The following is an 18113-nucleotide window of genomic DNA, read 5'->3' as shown; positions in this document are numbered from 1 at the left end:
GACCTGAAAAACCGGGGATCACATGGTTATACGCTTAGAGGAAATTTGTTATCTAAACATGTTTTTGACCACCATCCAGAGATTAGCCGGTTTCTCGGCAAGGCGGCGAGTGTAATATGGATACCACATGGTTCCGTAAGGAACGTAACAGCGAATCCGGTATCCTTCCCGGGCAAGCCGTTCCTGTTCGCTCATCCGCAGTCCGTACAGCATCTGAAACTCAAACGCATCAGGGGAGATTCCCCGGTCTTTGGCATACTGTTTGGTCCATGAAATAATGTGGTCATCATGTGAAGCAACTGCCGTGTAGACGCCCTGGTCCAGATGCTGGCGAATCATGGACTTGAATTGCTCAATGACTTCGGAAGCGTTCTGATAAGCTACTGCAGCAGGCTCTTTGTAAGCGCCCTTGACGAGGCGAAGCCGGATGCCTTCACGAATCATGTCCCGTGTATCCTCCTCAGTCCGATGCAGATATGCTTGCAGCACTGTTCCCGTATTATAAAGTCCCTCGGCATGAAGACGGCGAACGATATCCAGCGTGGCTTGGGTGAATGGGCTGTCTTCCATATCAATCCGGACAAACAAATCATGCAGCTTCGCCTGTGCCGCCACGGAGCGGATATTCCGGTAACCTTCCTCCGGGTCGAGCGCAAGACCCATCTGGGTTGGCTTCAAAGATACGTTGGAGTCTGCACCCTCGCGAGCGATGCCTTCCACAAGTCTTATATATTCATCGCGATACAAGGCAGCTTCGCTCAATCGGGTAATGCCTTCTCCCAGATGATCCAGTGTGGCCATAATGCCTTTGTTGTTCAGCACCCGAATCTCTTCCAGCGCTTCTTCCAGTGTGCTGCCTGCGATAAACTTGCCTGCCAGTTTTTTGCCGTATTTGATGGACAGATTCTCCACAGCTTTATTGCCCGCAACAGTCAGCAGTGTTTTGCGGTACATTTCCGTTCCAATACTCACACTAGTTTCCTCCTTATGGATCATGCTTCTTATAATCCGTTTATTAAGCAAGAATCGTGCCAAAGTGCAGTGTTCCGCTGAATCATTCGTCATTGGAATGGCTGGACATCGTGGGCATTGGGCAGATCATTTATTTTATTCCTCCCCAACCGGAGTTGGCACGGATCTTGCTACATATATTGGGTGATAAGTAAAAATGCATGGCAAGTCAGGCGAGCAGCCAGCAACCCCAACATCCTGAAGGAGGAATTATTCATGAACATCCCTTTTGTTAACGAACCATTTACGCCCTTTGCTGTACCGGCGAACAAGGAAGCCTTTGAGAATGCACTTCGCAAGGTGGAATCCGAGCTGGGGCAGGAATATTCCATTATTATTGGCGGGCAAAAAATAACGAGCACTCGTACCTTAACCTCCGTAAACCCGGCGGCCAAGGAGCAGGTGGTTGGGACGATTTTTCAGGCAGATCAGGAGCTGGCAGAGCAGGCGATTCAGACGGCAGCAGATACGTTTCGTACCTGGAAGCATACGGACCCGAATGAACGCGCACGGTATTTGTACAAAGCAGCCGCGCTCATGCGCCGCCGCAAACATGAGTTTTCTGCCTGGATGGTGTATGAAGCAGGCAAGACCTGGCCGGAAGCGGATGCGGATACAGCGGAAGCCATTGATTTTATGGAGTTTTACGCCAGGGAGATGCAGCGTCTTAGCGAACCCCAGCCTTTGACCCGGATTGCAGGCGAGGATAATGAATTGACTTATATCCCGCTTGGTGTGGGGGTTGTTATTCCGCCATGGAACTTTCCGCTGGCCATTATGGCAGGCATGACATCAGCTGCACTCGTTTCGGGAAATACAGTCGTCCTGAAGCCTGCCAGCACCACACCGGTTATTGCAGCCAAATTCATGGAACTGCTGGCTGAAGCGGGGGTACCGGATGGCGTTGTGAACTATTTGCCAGGCCCAGGCAGTGAAGTCGGGGATTATCTGGTGGATCACGCGTTAACCCGTTTTATCAGTTTTACCGGCTCAAGGGATGTGGGTCTGCGGATTAATGAACGGGCAGCACGCACAGCTCCGGGACAAAAATGGATCAAGCGGGTGATAGCGGAAATGGGCGGTAAGGATTCCATCGTTGTGGACAGCGAGAGTGATCTGGAGCTGGCTGCGGAATCCATTACAGCATCGGCATTTGGGTTCTCTGGGCAAAAATGTTCTGCCTGCTCCCGCGCCATTATTCATAAGGATGTGTATGATGAAGTATTGCAGAAGGTGATTGAGCGTACGAAGAAGCTTACGATGGGCAGTCCGCTTGAAGCAGGCAGTCAGGTGGGGCCAGTAATCGATGACAAGGCGTATGCCAAGATCAATGAATATATTGAAGTGGGCAAAGGGGAAGGAAGGCTGGTATTGGGCGGAGGTACTGGGGATGCCCAAGGTTATTTCATTGAACCAACGATTATTGCGGATGTTGACCCGCTGGCCCGCATAGCACAGGAGGAAATTTTTGGACCCGTGTTGGCCTTTATCAAGGCAGATACGTTTGAGGAAGCACTGCATATTGCCAACAATACCGATTACGGCCTGACAGGTGCCGTTATTTCTCGGAATCGTGAACATCTGGAACAGGCGAGACGGGAGTTTTTTGCAGGCAATCTGTACTTTAACCGGAAATGCACGGGAGCATTGGTAGGCACTCATCCGTTTGGCGGATTCAACATGTCGGGGACCGACTCCAAAGCGGGCGGAAGAGACTACTTGCTGCTATTTACACAAGCCAAGCTGGTATCGGAAAAATATTAAAATGAACAGTGGCTCCGGCCTCTAACAAACCAACGTTTTTTATGCTAATATTCCGAGAAAATATACTCGTTCGTTGAACTGGAAGCTGCCAATCCGCGCAAAAAGGAGGGAGAACCATGTTAGGAATGCAGTTGGTGCAGGAGCAGCGTGTGCGGCTGTCCATCACGCCAGTGATGAAGCAGTCCATTCATTTGCTGACGTTGTCCAGTCAGGATCTGGTCCGTTATCTGCAGGAAGCAGTGGATGAAAATCCGGTGCTTGAGGTGGAAGAACAGGCTGCCCCGCTGGTCCGGCTCCCGCGGAGAGGGAATCAGGGAACGTTTGCTTCTTATGATCCGCTGCTTCAGGCCAAAGGTGCTGAACCAACACTTGAACAGCTGCTGTCCGCTCAGATTCGCATGTTGGATCTCCCGCCAGCGCTTGCGGCAGCAGCTGTATATTTGGCAGGGTGTGTCAATGATGACGGTTATCTGATGATGGATTTGGCTGAGGTGTCATCTGCATGCGGTATATCCATGGATAAGGCGGAAGCAGGATTGGATATCCTTCAATCGCTGGACCCGGCGGGCGTGGGTGCACGCAGCCTGCATGAGTGCTTGCTGCTCCAGATCCGGCGGGATCCGTCAGCCGTTCGCTATGCAGAGCGGATGGTAGAGGCGGGACTGGCGGAACTTGTACCGTTCCATCCGGGCAAAGCGGGTACGCGGCTCGCCATTACTTCACGAGAGGCTCAGGCTGCGTATGATTATATTACCCGGCTTGATCCCAAGCCCTGTCGTTCCATTGGCTGCAATGAGCGTCCGCACTTCATTATCCCGGATGCCGTTGTGGAATTGCGACATGGCGAGGTATATTTGGGGCTTCATTCGGCAGGGAACCTCCGTGTATCCTTGAATGAAGAATGTTCACGCTGGATCAGACATGGATCTCCGGACGAGGTCTGGTCTGCCCGGGCAGCGGAGGCAAGAGCGATCGTTCGCAGTGTACAGCTTCGGCGCAGAACACTGATACGTGTACTCACGGCTGTGATGGATGAGCAAAATCGCTTTTTGCATGAGGGACCAGCCGGACTGAAGCCGCTCAATCTGGCGATCGTTGCCGAGAAGATTGGCATGCATGAGTCCACCGTAAGTCGTGCCGTTAACGGGAAATATATTCAGACGCCGCATGGGGTATTTGAACTGAAGTCTTTTTTTGCCACAGCCATTGGGACAGCATCTGGAGATCAGATGTCTGCCGCAGCGGTTAAGCTTAGGTTGAAGGAATTCATTCGTACAGAGCAGGCTAACCGTCCATATTCGGACAGCCGATTGGCAGCGCTGTTAGCCGAGGAGGGGATCGTGATCTCCCGTAGAACGGTGGCAAAGTACAGGGAGGAGCTTCAGATCCTGCCTTCACTTGAGCGAAAGCGCTGGGGGTAACTCACAATGCATTCTCTCATAACATAACAACAGAAGCCCCTGCGAACCGGGTTACGGTCTTGCAGGGGCTTCCTGTTTCATTTTCATATAATCTCAATAAATCCAATTTAGCGTAGAGCCACTACATGTTATGCAGGAAACGCTCACCGGCAATACCCGGAGTTGTCATCTGTTCCGGATGCATGATCTCTTCAAGCTCTTCTATTGTGAGCAATCCGCGTTCCAGGATGATTTCCTCGAGCGAAGCACCGGTCTTCAGGGCTTCCTTCACGATGGACGCAGCTACATCATAGCCCAAATGCGGATTGAGCGCCGTAATGACGCTGAAGCTTTGTTTCATGATCAAGGCGCAGCGTTCGCGGTTTGCTTCCATTTCCTCCACGGCATAACGGGTGAACACATCAATGCCGTTATTCATGATTTTCAAGGATTGCAGCAGGTTAAATGCGATAACCGGCCCCATGACATTCAATTCAAACTGTCCAGCTTCACAGGCCATGCAGATGGTATGGTCGTTCCCCATCACTTGGAAGGAAACCTGGTTGATGACTTCAGCCATAACGGGATTTACCTTCCCTGGCATGATTGAAGAGCCGGGTTGGCGAGCCGGAAGGCGGAGTTCGTTGAATCCCGCACGCGGTCCGGATGCCATCATTCGAATGTCGTTACAGATTTTGGACAGGTTGACCGCGCATACTTTGAGGGCAGCAGACAGCTCCATATAAGCATCCGTATTTTGCGTGGCATCCACGAGATCATCAGCCGTCTGCAGCTTCAGTCCGGTAACATCGGACAAATGCTCGGTTACCTTGAGGATGTACTCCGGTTTGGCATTAAGTCCGGTACCTACTGCCGTAGCGCCCAGATTAATCGTAAGCAGGCGGCGGTTCGCAAATTCAAGACGTTCCATATCGCGCCCCAGCACACGTGCATAGGCACCGAATTCTTGTCCGAGACGGATGGGCACTGCGTCCTGAAGATGGGTGCGTCCCACTTTGACAACGTCATTAAATTCCAGTTCCTTTTTAAGAAAAGCGTCCTGCAGCCGCTTCATGGTAGCGAGTAACGTTTCAGACAATCGATACGCAGCGATTCGCAGTGCTGTTGGAATGACATCGTTGGTGGATTGCGACATGTTCACATGGTTGTTGGGGTTGCAATGGAAGTAGTCCCCTTTGTTTTGCAGCAGCAGTTCAAGTCCGCGATTGGCCAAAATTTCATTCATATTCATATTCATGGAGGTGCCTGCACCGCCCTGAATGGAGTCAACAATAAAATGATCCAGATGATGTCCTTTCATCATCTCTTCTGCGGCCATGACGATGACATCGCCAATTTTGGGTGGCAGCATTTTCAGCTCCATATTTGTGATTGCTGCGGCCTTCTTCACGGCAGCCAGAGCTGTAATCAGCTCCCGGTGCACCGGAACGCCGGTAATCGGGAAGTTTTCCACGGCCCGCACCGTCTGTATTCCGTAATAGGCATAAGCAGGAATTTCTTTTTCACCAATAAAATCTTTCTCCGTCCGTGTGGACATTGTAGACATTTCTTTCGCCTCCAGTGGCATCCAAAAATAGGTCAGCTCCGGCAATGCCGAAGCGCACTCAGTATATCACTTAAGCAAAATGGATGCCAGGCTAAATGATTTTACCCGAATTGCCGATAATAATTTAAATTAGGGGTATTAACCTGGCTTCGTATTGGGGTGGATCGAGGTGTAACAAACTTATCTTATAAATTATGCACCACAAGGAAGAAAAGGTATTCATGGTGGACAAGATGGGTGTGCATTTGGTGTTTTCAGTGATATAGATCACATGGTATTTGGTCGATGATTGGTAAAATAGGAAAAAAGGACTACGAGGTGTGAATATGAAGTGGACTTTAGGCGCAAAGACAGTCGCAGGTCTGGTACTAATTTCAATTATTACGTACGGAACTAGCGGCTTTTTTATATTTTTCCTCCAGGACTGGCTCTCGTTCTCGATGCCAAGCTGGTTATATGTCACCTTAGTGCTCATTTTAGGTGTATGCTGGAACGGAATTCTTGGATGGTTCGCCTCCCGCTGGCTTACCCGTCCGATTGTTCACCTGGCGAACGCAGCACAGCAAGTCTCTTCAGGAGATTTGACAGCCGAAATCCCCCAGCGCCGTACGCAGGACGAGCTTACCGTTTTATATGATGCGTTCCGCGCCATGGTTGCCAATCTGAGAAGTATTGTAAACGACATTGCGGACAGTACGCGTACGACTTCACAGAATGCCCAGTCTCTCAGTGAGGCGATTACCCAGGCGGCAGAACAGATTGAGATGATGTCGGAAGCGGTAGATCACATTGCGGTAGGAGTAGAGGAACAGAAAGTGACTTCCCACCAGTCGTTAATTACTGCAGACGAGATGTTGAACGATTTCCAACGCATGCACAACCAGTCGATCGGTATGACAGAGATGTCAGGGCAGATGGAACGTTCGGTGGGCCACACGAAACAGACATTCTCGTTTTTGATGAAGGGAATGGACGAGCTGGCTGTATCGCATAATCGTTCCCGTGACATTATGCTTTTGCTGGAGAAGGAAGCTTCGGACATTGAGGCCATCACGCAATCGGTCAAAAACATTGCCGAGGAGACAGCGCTTCTTGCCCTGAATGCATCCATTGAGGCGGCCCGTGCCGGGGAAGAGGGAGCAGGATTTGCAGTTGTTGCCCAGCAGATTCGCAAGTTGTCGGACGAGAGTACACAATCGGTTCACCGAATTAACGAACTGATTAGTCGTGTACAGCAGCGCATCCGTGATACGGCCCAGCTGATTCATGAGCAGCATGGACTTGTCGTGAACGAATCCCAGCGGACCATTAATGTGGATCAGACGCTGCAGGAACTTACCGGAACGGTTGAGGTATTTATGAAGGGTGCACATGATATCGGATCCAAAATCGCGGAGCAGACGGTTCGGGTTGAACGGACTCATGGTCACGTAAAACAAATTCAGGGGAAAGCCGGCTCGTTCTCGGACGAGGCCAGACGAATTATGGATGCAGCACATGAGGAAACGGCAATCATGCAGGAAATCTCCTCTTCGGCTGAGGAGTTGAGACAACTAACCGATCGTTTGCTGGACAAAACCAAAGCATTTCGGATGCAGCCTTAGGCTGTTTCCGGAATGTTTTTTTCTTTTTATGGATAAAGCCGAACATTCTTTCGCAAAAATAGATGTTTGTAAAGTTTTTTTTATGAAACATTAACAAATTCGCAACGACTGGGCGATAAATGACGATATAATAGTAGTATTCCATTTTAAAAGAAGGAGCCCAGCATATTGAAAACTTGGACAGGTATCCTGCTGATGATCGTTTTGGCGGTTGTTACCATTAGTACAACCTCAGCTGCCAGAACTTCCAATGAACAACAAAAACAGCTTAACATAGATGATCAATCCAGCCAGACCGAAGCGGTCGTGGCATCCAATATCGAAACCATGAATGAAGCATCCTTTTTATCGAAAGAACCAGCTTCTGTAAAAAAAGAGAACGTTTCGGTTGCTCCGGAAAATGAAAATGTCAGACTATATCCAATGCAAGTGGAGGGTTCAGGATATATTTACAACGGCATGATTCTTGAAGTGAATGGAAAGACGCGTGAGTTCAGTGAGTGGCAGGGGGAAGGTGGGTCCTACAAACCCGAAGTGCATGAACTGGATATGAATGGAGACGGCAAGAAGGAGATCGTTGTGCTGTTTACCGCCGGACATGGGACAGGTATTTATTTGGGTCAGGCGCACATTATAGATCCGGACACGCTCGAAGAGATGAAAATGGAGTCTCTGGATGAGGTCGTGAAGCAGCATGTCCAATCAAAAGTGAACAAAACGTCAGGGCAAATTACCATTAACGTCGCCGTGGATGGAGTGAATGTAGAACCTTCTAAGATAGAAGCAGAAACGGACGACTTAGCCTATAGTGATGAACTCAAGTTCGGTGATGTGGTGTATTACAGTGTGGAGAACGGCCAGTTGGTAGTGACGGCGTCCGGTGCATATGGCCCGTCTGAGTATGACGGTGATCTGACATTTGCCTATGCCTATCAAGATGGCGAGTGGAAGGCCGTGAACGTGGAATACAGTACAGAAGAGTATGAAGATGAGTATTACGAGTCCTTTGATTGAATAGACAGTGAAAGAAAATATCTTCTCTCGAGTTGTCTCTGACATAGGGAGGGAGAGCGAGTGAGGCTGAAAAAAGACGGATAAAGTCAGCCTCGCTTTGTGCTGCCCGGGTAACGGAATGTGATATACAAACGTCAGAAAATAACGATTATTGGTGAGCCCTATCCAATTCAGGTAGGGGCACCAATAATCGTTTGTTGGCGTTATTTGTTTCTAGTTTCCTGGGTATGTGGTCCGCTTAACGGATCATTGTATCCAAAGGTTTGAGATTGGCTTCGATCTCTGCCCGGCGACCTTCAAGGAAGGGTGGCAAAGCGAGCGATTCTCCCAGATGAGCAAGTTCCTCGTCCGTATCAAAACCAGGACCATCTGTTGCGAGCTCAAACAGGATGCCATTGGCTTCACGGAAGTACAGGGAACGGAAGTAAAAGCGATCGACGAAACCGGAATTCGGGAAACTGAAATTGCGAACACGTTCCACCCATTGTTTCAATTCTTCTTCATTGTCTACGCGAAAGGCAACATGGTGTACGCTGCCGCGTCCTGGTTTCTCAATCGGCAAGTCGTTGCGTTCCTCAACGTGAACCTCTGACCCGCTTCCTCCTTCGCCGGATTCAAATACGATGACATCCGGCTGCCCTGCGACAAAAGCAGGATAGGTCCCTTTTTGGCGGAAGCCAAGCAGCTCAGTAAGGACCGGAGCCGTCAACGATGCATCCTGAACGGTAAGGTGCACAGGGCCAAGACCGATTATGCCATACTCAGCGGGCACTGGGCTCTGATCCCATGGTTTGCCACCAGCTACACCTTTATTGTTCTCGTCGGAAACCAGGATCAGACGCTGGCCTTCGAAGTCGGTAAATGAAAGGGTGGCCCGGCCTCCACGGTTCGTGATTTCACCATGAGGGACTTCGAACTCATCAAAACGTTTTAGCCAATATTGGAGTGCTTCATCACCAGGAACACGCAGAGAGGTGGCAGAGATGCTGTTTACGCCTTCCCGTGTCTGTCCGGCCATCGTGATTTCGAAGAAGGTAAGCTCGGTGCCAGGATTGCCTTTTTCATCTCCATAGAAGAGGTGATATACGGAAACGTCGTCCTGGTTTACTGTTTTTTTGATCAGGCGAAGGCCCATGACAGTTGTATAAAAGCGATAGTTCTCAGCGGCACGTGCGGTCAGTGCAGATACGTGGTGCAATCCTTTGATTTGCATTTCAATTCCTCCTGAAAAGTGGGATGGGGATATATCTAGTATTTGCATAGTTATTTAACTTTTATAAAGTGACTAACTTTTAGTTTGCTTTGATCTGAATTTATCTTAACATAAAGATAATTAAAAAGCAACACCGATATACAACATTCAATGGATAGACTTTCCCTTCGTTTAATGCCAAAATGAAAAATATGACATTCCGAGATACTACTGCTTGTATATGAAAGGAGATGGACATGGGATTTCCCCAGTGGCTCGACCCTTATGATGAAGAGCCCTTTATCATGTTTTCGAATCCACATTTGTGGGCGATGGGCTCCATAGCAATGGTGATCATCTTGCTGTTCCTCTTTCGAAACGGATTGAGGGCATGGCCGGAGCGTTCACGTCGGGTAATGCGAATTGCTCTGGCAATCTTCATGCTGGGCTGTGAAGTTGTACTTCAATTCTGGTATGTCTACGGCGGGGTATGGAGTGTAAGGACTTCGTTGCCGCTGGAGTTATGCAGTCTGTCCCTGTTGTTGTCAGCCGTGCTGCTGTTAACACGAAGTCGCCTGCTGCATTCTGCACTATTGTTTGCAGGGATTGCAGGTGCCCTGATGGCGATCGTAACCCCCAACCTGGGATATGCGTATCCACACTTTCGTTTCATTCAATTTTTTACAGCCCATGCCTGTATTATTCTTGCTTTGCTCTACATGACCTGGGTGGAACAGCTTCGTCCAAGTTGGAGATCTGTAGCAGGTTCGATGATTTTTGTGAATGTGGCTGCGCTGGTTGTGTACATAGTGGATGTGCTTCTGGAAGCCAACTATATGTTCCTGCGTCACAAGCCGGAAACGGCATCCGTACTTGATATGCTGGGACCTTATCCGCTTTATATTTTGGGGGAAGAGGTGCTGGCACTGGTGATGTTCTCGCTGATGTATGTGCTGTTCTTCTCCATCCCAGAGCGATTGAAGAATCGAGTCAAGAAGGAGAGAAGTTCTTCGGTGTGAACAACTGATGTTAAAATAAAAATCCCGCAGCATCCTGAGCAGCAGGAGACTGGCGGGATAATTCATTTTCTGAGAGGATATTGATGGCGAACACATTATCCACGAAGCAGGGATTCTGCACCATCCACGTAGATACGCGTACCAGTTACATGGGAAGATTCATCGGAAGCGAGGAAAAGCACCAGGTTGGCTACCTGCTCGGATGTGCCGGGTTCGCCTTTGAGCGGATGTTCATGTCCTTCCGGGAATTCTACCGGGATCTGTACTTCCTTCAGGTCATCTGAAGGATAGGTATTGTCATCAATATTGGTATCAATGGCACCAGGGCACACGGCGTTGACACGGATCTTGTAACGCGCAAGTTCCAGCGCAGCCATCTTCGTAAAAGCAGTTTGGCCTGCTTTGCTAGAAGCGTATGCAGAGAAACCGATGCCGGAGAACACCCGGTTACCATTAATGGAACTGGTGATGACGATGCTGCCTCCGTGGTCTTTCAGATGGGGGATGGCATACTTGACGGTTGCGAATGTACCGCGCATATTAATCCCCATCGTTTGGTCCCAGTCTTCCGGTTCCATCGTTTCAATAGGAGCCATCGTCCCGTTGATGCCGGCATTCGCGAATACGATATCCAGTTTACCAGCTTCTGCTGCGGCCTGGTTAATTGCTTTCTGCACATGATCGGGTTTGGAAATATCGCATTCGATAACGTTAGCTTCTCCGCCGGCTTTTTCAATCGTCTGCTTCGTTTCTTCTGCGTTTTCGGGTGTGCGGTCCAACAGAAATACTTTGGCTCCATGCTCGGCGAAACGTATGGCAGTTGCCTTCCCAATCCCGGAACCACCTCCGGTCACAATCGCTACTTTCCCTTTCAGACGCTGTTCACTCATCCTAATCCCTCCGTGTCCTATAGATTTCAGTGTACTCTCTATCTCTACATACCCGGCTCAGGGGAGGTGAATCATATTCATATATTACTTGTCCATATAAAAAAACAGGGCCGCTGACCGGCCCTGTGTGCGTACATAAGATGACGTAGATATAAGATGGTTAAGCTGAAAAGTTATTTATGTTTCTTCCAGTCCAGCGAGCTGTTATTCAGCAAATACTCAAAGTCATTATCCCGCCGTTTTTGTTCCGCTTTGCGTGCTTCTTCCGCCTGCTGGCGTTCCTGTTCTTTGCGGTCTGCCTCTGCAGCCTTGGCCTCATCAGCCTGAGCCTTCAGCTTCTCCAGCACTTCGCTGCTGAGCAGGTCTTTCAGTGTCGTTGGTTTATCTTGAGCTGCTTTGGGAGCAGCAGGTTGTTTTTTGGATTTTGCCATGGAAAAATCTCCTCTCAAACGTAAATCAGGTTCCCTGTATCGATCAGTAGTCATAGTATATCAGGTTCCCCGGATCCATTCCAACGAAACGATGCAATAAAAGAAGGAGATTGACTGTTCCGTGACGAATGAAAACGGGTATAAAATCATATAGTATTACCGATACTGCGACTATTCCCTGGAGAAAGGAGTCGTTGTTCGTGGATGTTGACCGTAGTTTGTTGAAAGGGCTTGCATGGGGAATTGCCTTCAGCTGCCCGCTATGGATTGCGATTATTGGCTGGTTCCGTTTGTTGGGGTGGATGCTGTGAGATCAGCGGGTTGCAGAGCTGCTGTGTATATATGTCGTAGAGGGCTTTTTTTTAACACCTCTATGTAAACGCTATCATTAAATAAAGCTCTGCCTTGCCTGTTGCGCAAGACAGAGCTTTTGTTTGTACTGTACCGGAGAGATTTATTCCTCTGGCATTTTTACAGGTTCAGGATATTCCAGCCCGTGTGTGTCTACGGTCACTTTTTTCATCACTTGATCGGTAACCGGTTTGTCTTCTTGTCCTATTTCCTGAGCTGCAATTCCATCGACTACATCCATACCTTCTGTAACTTTGCCGAAGGTAGCATAAGCATTATCAAGATAATCAGCCTCGGCTAACATGATGAAAAACTGTGAGCCGGCTGAGTCCAGGTTATCTGATTGACGAGCCATAGAGATCACTCCACGTGTATGATTCAGATGGTTTTTGTGTCCGTTGGATGTGAATTCACCCTTAATGGCATATCCCGGACCTCCCGATCCGTTCCCATTCGGATCGCCACCTTGAATCATGAAACCTGGAATGACGCGGTGAAAGATCAAGCCATCATAGAAACCCTGATTGGCGAGTGAGATGAAATTGTATACCGTATTGGGCGCAATCTCCGGATAGAGTTCGATCACGATCTTTTGTCCATCCTGCATTTCAATCGTGGCTACCGGATTTGGCCCTTCAGGCGGAGCCGGAACGGGCTCCGCAGCACCGCTCGAAGGGCGACCGCAGCCGCTAATAACGATAAGCAGCAGCGCCATAATCAGCGATGCAGCTGTTGTTTTTTTCCATCGTAAAGACATGAAAACGTTCCCCCTTGCATCTCTGCATATTATGTTTCAACGGAATTATTTTGGGATAATCCATCAACTATCATACCGTTTTTTGGGACTGAAAGGCAATCCAAGCTTTGATACTGCGGGTCCCAGGGATGGTCTTCATGGAAGCATAGGTGTAAAATAAGGAAAATGCTTCCTCAGCAGGGACGTACGGGTCTGTTCCGTCCGCTCCAATACACGGCAGTCCCGACGTCAGTAACGGAAAGGACGTGCGGGTATATGAACTTCTCGTGGAAGCGTAATCTGGTGATTTTGTGGATTGGTGTGTTTTTTTGCAGCACCGCGTATTCAATCTCTATCCCGTTTCTTCCCTTGTTTCTGAGTGGCGATCTGGGCGTTCGTAATCACCTGGAGTTTTGGTCAGGGCTTGCCTTTGGCATCACGTTTCTGGCCAGTGCTTTGGTGTCTCCCTTCTGGGGGTCACTGGCTGACAAATACGGGCGCAAGCCAATGCTGATCCGGTCGGGATACAGCCTTGCGGTATTGTATTTGATCAACTATTTTGTACAGGATCCATATTCACTCATCGTTGTTCGGCTGTTTCAGGGACTGCTCGCTGGTTTTGTTCCGGCTGCGATTGCACTGGTGGGTACAAATACACCGGAAGCGAAGACGGGGTACGCACTGGGGATCATGTCCACGGCCGGAGCCACCGGCGGTATCATTGGTCCGTTGATTGGCGGGGTTGTCAGCCATTACTATGGCAACCGGAATGCATTTCTATTTTCGGCCATTGTAGTGTTGGTCTCTGCGATCATCGCAACCTTCTGGGTGAAAGAGGAGAATTTCAACCGCAACAAGGCGCGCTCCCATGTCATGGATGATATTCGTGAAGCCAGGGCGAATCGTCTATTTATTACTGTACTTGGCATGATGGGCATTTGTACATTTTCCGTGATGATTCTGGAGCCGTTATTGACGGTTTACGTCATGGAGATGGGCATTCAACCGGATCGGGCATCACTTAGTTCAGGTATTATTTTCTCGGCCGTTGGTGTAGCCACAGTCATTATGGCACCGAGATGGGGGAAAATTGGTCAGCGAATCGGTTATGGTAAAGTGTTGATCATTGGACTCGTAGGTGGAGCTGTGGGGAATTTACTGCAGTTTTTCACGACAGGTTATATCGGATTTGGTGTATTGCGATTTGTGTATGGTCTGTTCTTCGCAGCTGTGTTCCCGGCCATCAATGCCATGATCGTACAGGTGACTGACCCGGGCTTCCGAGGCAGGGCCTTTAGCCTGAATCAATCGGCATCGCAGATCGGTACGATGGCGGGGCCGATTATCGGCGGTATTCTCGGCGGCTGGTTGCCTATTCGCTGGATTTTTATCATTAACGGAATAGCGCTGCTAATCACCGCCATTGTGGCCAAGTGGTACGGGCTGGAACATAAACTTCCGGGATCAGGCAGATCAACATCGGAGAAAGCGGTATCAGCGGATCGTTAGATGAATCTGAAGAGAGGAGATGGCGCTGTAGCAATACGGCAGCCATCTTTTTACGGTTACAATCTATGCTGAAATGTCATATAGACTAAAAAAGGAACCCCCTTTTGCAAGAGGTTTCCTTTTATTTGAGGTATTCTGATTGTACCATTTCAAATGGTTCCATTTCGTATTGCATCTTCATTATTCTTCAGGGTCGGATTTCTCCTTCGGGATGGCATGCTCTACAGCATTACGTTGATCTTCATCCTCCAGGGCGTCCGGAAATGAATCTTCCGTAAAAAGTCCAAAATCAGGATCGATATCCCGCTCGGTCACCAGATTATCCGGTGTATGGACATGTTTACTGTGATCGTCCTTCATTGTGCTGCACCTCCTTATCCCGATCATGGGGGGATCGCCAGAACTAACGTCGCGGGAGAATATCATCCTGCGGTTTGGCATCAGCACCTGCACCATTGAGCAGATCGGTACCATGTAAGGCATCCGGGTCAGGTGCAGCAGGATCAACCGGACTATTCGGCTGCAGGAGATCAGCATCAGGTACGGATTCCAGCGCAGGCTCTGCCAAACGCGATTCCAGTTCCTGATTCTCTACCGCAGTCGCAGCTGCAGGAGGAAGATCCGACTCATCGGTTTCGATGCGTCTTCCGGATACTTCATCGAACGTATCCATATCACTCTCGGGCACTTCCGTTTCTGGTGGAATATCGCGGGACCTCTGGTATCGGTCGTAATAGCGATCGCTTTCGTCATTGCTAATAGGTCTGTCCTGCATAGGTTGCAACTCCTCTCAAAAAGTTATATTTGATTGCTGCGTCGATTGTGCTGTTATCTTCAAAAGGTTCTTACCCCGTAGTTACCCAAAGGTTAAACGTTGTAATCTCGCACGTCTTAGCATTCCCTTGGCTGCACCGAATATGAATGTCTTAAAATTTGGGGAATACATATTTGACCAGAAAGTACAGGAAGCCGAAAAAAATGATCACATAAGCCGCATATTTAATAAAAGTGGAGGCGACCATACCTGAATCTGATTTATGCTGAATGTCTTTCCGTTCTACCTCTACCGTTTTGTGTGGCTCGTTCATTTGAATCATCTCCTTTATAGGTGGGTAGTTGCTTTGAGGAACCATTACACCGACAGAAGCAAATTGAATCGCAGAGTCGCTATACAGCTTTCGCCCGAGGCCTATGTTATGATGGAGCATGATGAAGCAGGGAGGGATTCCAGTTGGAATGGTACACACTTGGCAATATGATCACTCGAATTCGGATTGGGCAAAAGGCATCTACACCCGGATTTTCGCGCACGGTCATCAGGCGCCCAGATGGATTGTTCTGGGTTGGTGGCATATGGTCTGGACAAGTTGTCCAATTGCGCGATTTTCTTTTTTCGGATATATGGACGATTTATGAGGATGAGGAAACCGAGCAGTGGTTGAAGTTTCGTGACTCCTATGAACGGAAGGAACGCGAGATGATTGAGAACCAGTTCGAAGATCTGCGCGAGTAAAACGAGTGATAACTGGATTTTCCTATTATAAAATGGAAATAAATATAGGGTTAAACCAAAATGTGATTTTTTCGTTTGTCTCAAGAAGGTGACACGTTAAATCGTGGCGAATCATAAATGATAGAGTTATGGGATAGATAAAAATCAGCATGATGTATCAATGAATTGATGTGCCATGCTCAAAATATGAACTTTGAGGTGCTGTGAATGAAAAATGTGCCCAAAGCTATCATCGTCCTATGGATCAGCCTGTTATTCATCATGTATTGGCCGCAGGGAGTGAGTGCGGCAAGTGTACAGGAAGATAATAGACCTGTCCCCATTACGACATGGGAAGTAAAATGGGGGAATGCACACGATCAGGGATTTATCAGCGAATTGGGAAGACCCGATGAAGTCTGGGAGCGGCAAGGAGTGGACAAGCCGGATTACACCACAATTAATCCTTCTGCGGAGTCTCTTTGGACTCGCTTGACCATTCCACAATTGGACGAGGATAACTCTGCCATTCGCTTTGAAAATATTAAAGGTCAACATATTGTGATCTACCTTGAAGATCGTAAGGTGTTTGAAAATTATCATTATAATTACGATAATAATGCGGTACTCTTACCACTATCCATCAAAAATTCGAATGATCAGCTGTATATATGGACTGAAAATGCCAATGGTCGACTCGGAATATTCGGGACGATAGAGGTAGGGAGATACACCATTTTGCAGGAGAGATATATTCACAATGGCTTGTTGGATGTGATATTAGGAGCGACCTTTCTGTTTACAGCCATTACGATGCTGAGTTGTACGTTCTTTTTCGGCAAATTCCATAAGGGGTTATGGATCTCGCTATGCATTGTCATGGGTTCAATTGGAACGATGATCATTACGTATTCGCAATTTTTATATACGTTCTATCAGATCTACGGGGATCTGTACTCCATACTGTTTGATATGGCGATGCTGGCAGGAATGCCTGCGTTATGTTATTTCTTCGAACAAATTATCGGAAAAGGTCCTTATGGAGTTTTTACCAAGTTAAGAAAATTCCAGCTCATTTATTCCGGTATTGCGATTATGGCCCTGCTATTATATTTCATATCGAGCGGTCAATGGGATGTCCTTTATGTAATTTTGGTTCAAAAGGCAATCGGCGTCATTCTCGTGATTCTGCTGACATTGCTAATGATTGGTACCATCTCCCAAGCGCTTCAGCGAAATAAGGAAGCGATGCTGTTGGCTGCGGGATACAGCACGTTTGCGCTTATCAGTGTAGCGGAACTTTTATGGTACTACCAGCGCAGTGGCACGTATCATCTCATATGGTGGAAGTGGTCCATGGTTGCTTTTATCGTATCGCTGATAGCGATTCTGGGCAGTCGTTTTGCAGAAAAACACAGACAGGTCATTGAATACTCCAAGGAACTTGAATTGTTCAACAATGAGCTGCAGCGCTCCGAGAAGATGGAGATCATTAGTGAATTGGCTGCTTCTGTTGCCCATGAGGTTCGCAATCCGCTCCAGGTGACAAGAGGTTTTCTGCAACTCATGACTGAGCAGGAAGACAACAAAAATAAGGGATATGTGCGCATTGCGCTGGAAGAACTTGACCGGGCTTCAGGGATCATCACGGACTTCCTGACGTTTGCCAAACCGGAGTTCGATCATATTGCCTCTCTTAATATTGCCGATGAATTCACTCATATTGAAGGTATTCTGGTGCCTATGGCCAATCTGGAAGGTGGTAAAATAACGACCGATATTCCGCCAGATCTCTGGATCCGAGGCAATTCTTCCAAGTTTAAGCAGGCCTTTATTAATATTATCAAAAATAGTATTGAAGCTCTGCAGGGTCAGGGACAGATTGACATATGGGCGTATGCCCAGGATGGTATCATTAAAGTTCATGTGAGGGATAATGGGGAAGGGATGGATGAGGAAGCACTGGTCCGCCTGGGTGAGCCTTATTTTTCCAACAAAATCAAAGGCACCGGTCTTGGCATGATGGTTACCTTCCGCATCGTGGAAGCGATGCATGGCGAGATTTCATTTACAAGTACAAAAGGGGTAGGAACGGAAGCCGTTGTATCTTTTGCCGAGTTCGTCGATTGACGG

Annotated in this window: 18 protein-coding genes; 9 read left to right on the top strand and 9 right to left on the bottom strand. The window is 48.3% G+C overall.

Going from position 1 to position 18113, the window contains the following annotated elements; genetic code table 11:
* Positions 1–48 precede the first annotated feature (48 nt).
* A complete protein-coding gene (locus tag AB3N00_RS12525; protein ID WP_413034802.1) occupies positions 49–972 on the bottom strand; it encodes a proline dehydrogenase family protein in 924 nt (307 codons plus the stop codon).
* Positions 973–1227: 255 nt separating this feature from the next.
* Here AB3N00_RS12525 and pruA point away from each other — a divergent pair, with 255 nt between their 5' ends.
* Positions 1228–2775, top strand: a complete 1548-nt coding sequence (gene pruA, locus AB3N00_RS12520) for an L-glutamate gamma-semialdehyde dehydrogenase (RefSeq protein WP_413034801.1) — start codon at positions 1228–1230, stop codon at positions 2773–2775.
* 116 nt (positions 2776–2891) lie between these two features.
* Positions 2892–4196 (top strand): RNA polymerase factor sigma-54, encoded by a 1305-nt coding sequence (gene rpoN / locus AB3N00_RS12515; protein WP_413034800.1) that lies wholly within the window; start codon positions 2892–2894, stop codon positions 4194–4196.
* Between the two features lie 121 nt (positions 4197–4317).
* On the opposite strand, the gene AB3N00_RS12510 is transcribed toward rpoN, so the two are convergent.
* Complete coding sequence (locus tag AB3N00_RS12510; RefSeq protein ID WP_413034799.1) at positions 4318–5742, bottom strand: aspartate ammonia-lyase; 1425 nt, start codon at positions 5740–5742, stop codon at positions 4318–4320.
* Between the two features lie 326 nt (positions 5743–6068).
* On the opposite strand from AB3N00_RS12510, the gene AB3N00_RS12505 reads away from it, so the two are divergent.
* The gene (locus tag AB3N00_RS12505; protein ID WP_413034798.1) at positions 6069–7346 is read left to right on the top strand and encodes a methyl-accepting chemotaxis protein; all 1278 of its coding nucleotides are present in this window, start codon (positions 6069–6071) and stop codon (positions 7344–7346) included.
* Between the two features lie 168 nt (positions 7347–7514).
* Positions 7515–8360 (top strand): hypothetical protein, encoded by an 846-nt coding sequence (locus tag AB3N00_RS12500; protein ID WP_413034797.1) that lies wholly within the window; start codon positions 7515–7517, stop codon positions 8358–8360.
* A 238-nt stretch (positions 8361–8598) separates the two neighbouring features.
* Here AB3N00_RS12500 and AB3N00_RS12495 read toward each other — a convergent pair whose 3' ends face one another.
* Positions 8599–9573 carry a ring-cleaving dioxygenase gene (locus AB3N00_RS12495; protein ID WP_413034796.1) on the bottom strand — a complete coding sequence of 325 codons (975 nt, stop codon included), beginning with the start codon at positions 9571–9573 and terminating at the stop codon, positions 8599–8601.
* Between the two features lie 236 nt (positions 9574–9809).
* On the opposite strand from AB3N00_RS12495, the gene AB3N00_RS12490 reads away from it, so the two are divergent.
* A complete protein-coding gene (locus AB3N00_RS12490; RefSeq protein ID WP_413034795.1) occupies positions 9810–10571 on the top strand; it encodes a TIGR02206 family membrane protein in 762 nt (253 codons plus the stop codon).
* Positions 10572–10666: 95 nt separating this feature from the next.
* Here AB3N00_RS12490 and AB3N00_RS12485 read toward each other — a convergent pair whose 3' ends face one another.
* A complete protein-coding gene (locus AB3N00_RS12485; RefSeq protein WP_413034794.1) occupies positions 10667–11461 on the bottom strand; it encodes an SDR family oxidoreductase in 795 nt (264 codons plus the stop codon).
* Positions 11462–11634: 173 nt separating this feature from the next.
* Positions 11635–11892 carry a YqkE family protein gene (locus AB3N00_RS12480; RefSeq protein WP_175398098.1) on the bottom strand — a complete coding sequence of 86 codons (258 nt, stop codon included), beginning with the start codon at positions 11890–11892 and terminating at the stop codon, positions 11635–11637.
* Between the two features lie 128 nt (positions 11893–12020).
* Between AB3N00_RS12480 and AB3N00_RS12475 the strand changes: the two genes are divergently transcribed.
* Positions 12021–12203: a hypothetical protein gene (locus AB3N00_RS12475; protein WP_413034793.1), complete on the top strand. Its 183-nt coding sequence runs from the start codon at positions 12021–12023 to the stop codon at positions 12201–12203.
* Positions 12204–12346: 143 nt separating this feature from the next.
* On the opposite strand, the gene AB3N00_RS12470 is transcribed toward AB3N00_RS12475, so the two are convergent.
* Positions 12347–13000, bottom strand: coding sequence for a peptidylprolyl isomerase (locus tag AB3N00_RS12470; RefSeq protein ID WP_413034792.1), 654 nt, complete (start codon positions 12998–13000; stop codon positions 12347–12349).
* Positions 13001–13255: 255 nt separating this feature from the next.
* On the opposite strand from AB3N00_RS12470, the gene AB3N00_RS12465 reads away from it, so the two are divergent.
* The gene (locus tag AB3N00_RS12465) at positions 13256–14488 is read left to right on the top strand and encodes an MFS transporter (protein WP_413035266.1); all 1233 of its coding nucleotides are present in this window, start codon (positions 13256–13258) and stop codon (positions 14486–14488) included.
* Positions 14489–14668: 180 nt separating this feature from the next.
* On the opposite strand, the gene AB3N00_RS12460 is transcribed toward AB3N00_RS12465, so the two are convergent.
* The 3 genes from AB3N00_RS12460 to AB3N00_RS12450 all read right to left on the bottom strand — a co-directional run bounded on the left by AB3N00_RS12460 (position 14669) and on the right by AB3N00_RS12450 (position 15576).
* Positions 14669–14848 carry a hypothetical protein gene (locus AB3N00_RS12460; protein ID WP_413034791.1) on the bottom strand — a complete coding sequence of 60 codons (180 nt, stop codon included), beginning with the start codon at positions 14846–14848 and terminating at the stop codon, positions 14669–14671.
* A gap of 43 nt (positions 14849–14891) precedes the next feature.
* Positions 14892–15263 carry a hypothetical protein gene (locus AB3N00_RS12455; RefSeq protein ID WP_413034790.1) on the bottom strand — a complete coding sequence of 124 codons (372 nt, stop codon included), beginning with the start codon at positions 15261–15263 and terminating at the stop codon, positions 14892–14894.
* A 151-nt stretch (positions 15264–15414) separates the two neighbouring features.
* Positions 15415–15576, bottom strand: coding sequence for a hypothetical protein (locus AB3N00_RS12450; RefSeq protein WP_413034789.1), 162 nt, complete (start codon positions 15574–15576; stop codon positions 15415–15417).
* 143 nt (positions 15577–15719) lie between these two features.
* On the opposite strand from AB3N00_RS12450, the gene AB3N00_RS12445 reads away from it, so the two are divergent.
* Positions 15720–16001 (top strand): hypothetical protein, encoded by a 282-nt coding sequence (locus AB3N00_RS12445; protein WP_413034788.1) that lies wholly within the window; start codon positions 15720–15722, stop codon positions 15999–16001.
* Positions 16002–16208: 207 nt separating this feature from the next.
* Entirely contained in the window at positions 16209–18110 is a 1902-nt protein-coding gene (locus AB3N00_RS12440) for an ATP-binding protein (protein ID WP_413034787.1), read from the top strand.
* Positions 18111–18113: the final 3 nt, after the last annotated feature.

Source organism: Paenibacillus xylanilyticus, from assembly GCF_047246825.1.
GTDB classification, from domain to species: domain Bacteria; phylum Bacillota; class Bacilli; order Paenibacillales; family Paenibacillaceae; genus Paenibacillus; species Paenibacillus xylanilyticus_B.
This window is presented reverse-complemented; position numbering and strand designations above follow the sequence as displayed.

What these genes read in the sequence shown, in the direction of transcription:
- AB3N00_RS12505 (WP_413034798.1), top strand. Translation starts at nt 6,069, where the DNA reads ATGAAGTGGACTTTAGGCGCAAAGACAGTCGCAGGTCTGGTACTAATT.
- AB3N00_RS12480 (WP_175398098.1), bottom strand. Translation starts at nt 11,892, where the DNA reads ATGGCAAAATCCAAAAAACAACCTGCTGCTCCCAAAGCAGCTCAAGAT.
- pruA (WP_413034801.1), top strand. Translation starts at nt 1,228, where the DNA reads ATGAACATCCCTTTTGTTAACGAACCATTTACGCCCTTTGCTGTACCG.
- AB3N00_RS12465 (WP_413035266.1), top strand. Translation starts at nt 13,256, where the DNA reads ATGAACTTCTCGTGGAAGCGTAATCTGGTGATTTTGTGGATTGGTGTG.
- rpoN (WP_413034800.1), top strand. Translation starts at nt 2,892, where the DNA reads ATGTTAGGAATGCAGTTGGTGCAGGAGCAGCGTGTGCGGCTGTCCATC.
- AB3N00_RS12460 (WP_413034791.1), bottom strand. Translation starts at nt 14,848, where the DNA reads ATGAAGGACGATCACAGTAAACATGTCCATACACCGGATAATCTGGTG.
- AB3N00_RS12450 (WP_413034789.1), bottom strand. Translation starts at nt 15,576, where the DNA reads ATGAACGAGCCACACAAAACGGTAGAGGTAGAACGGAAAGACATTCAG.
- AB3N00_RS12490 (WP_413034795.1), top strand. Translation starts at nt 9,810, where the DNA reads ATGGGATTTCCCCAGTGGCTCGACCCTTATGATGAAGAGCCCTTTATC.
- AB3N00_RS12455 (WP_413034790.1), bottom strand. Translation starts at nt 15,263, where the DNA reads ATGCAGGACAGACCTATTAGCAATGACGAAAGCGATCGCTATTACGAC.
- AB3N00_RS12475 (WP_413034793.1), top strand. Translation starts at nt 12,021, where the DNA reads ATGAAAACGGGTATAAAATCATATAGTATTACCGATACTGCGACTATT.
- AB3N00_RS12440 (WP_413034787.1), top strand. Translation starts at nt 16,209, where the DNA reads ATGAAAAATGTGCCCAAAGCTATCATCGTCCTATGGATCAGCCTGTTA.
- AB3N00_RS12510 (WP_413034799.1), bottom strand. Translation starts at nt 5,742, where the DNA reads ATGTCTACAATGTCCACACGGACGGAGAAAGATTTTATTGGTGAAAAA.
- AB3N00_RS12485 (WP_413034794.1), bottom strand. Translation starts at nt 11,461, where the DNA reads ATGAGTGAACAGCGTCTGAAAGGGAAAGTAGCGATTGTGACCGGAGGT.
- AB3N00_RS12470 (WP_413034792.1), bottom strand. Translation starts at nt 13,000, where the DNA reads ATGTCTTTACGATGGAAAAAAACAACAGCTGCATCGCTGATTATGGCG.
- AB3N00_RS12495 (WP_413034796.1), bottom strand. Translation starts at nt 9,573, where the DNA reads ATGCAAATCAAAGGATTGCACCACGTATCTGCACTGACCGCACGTGCC.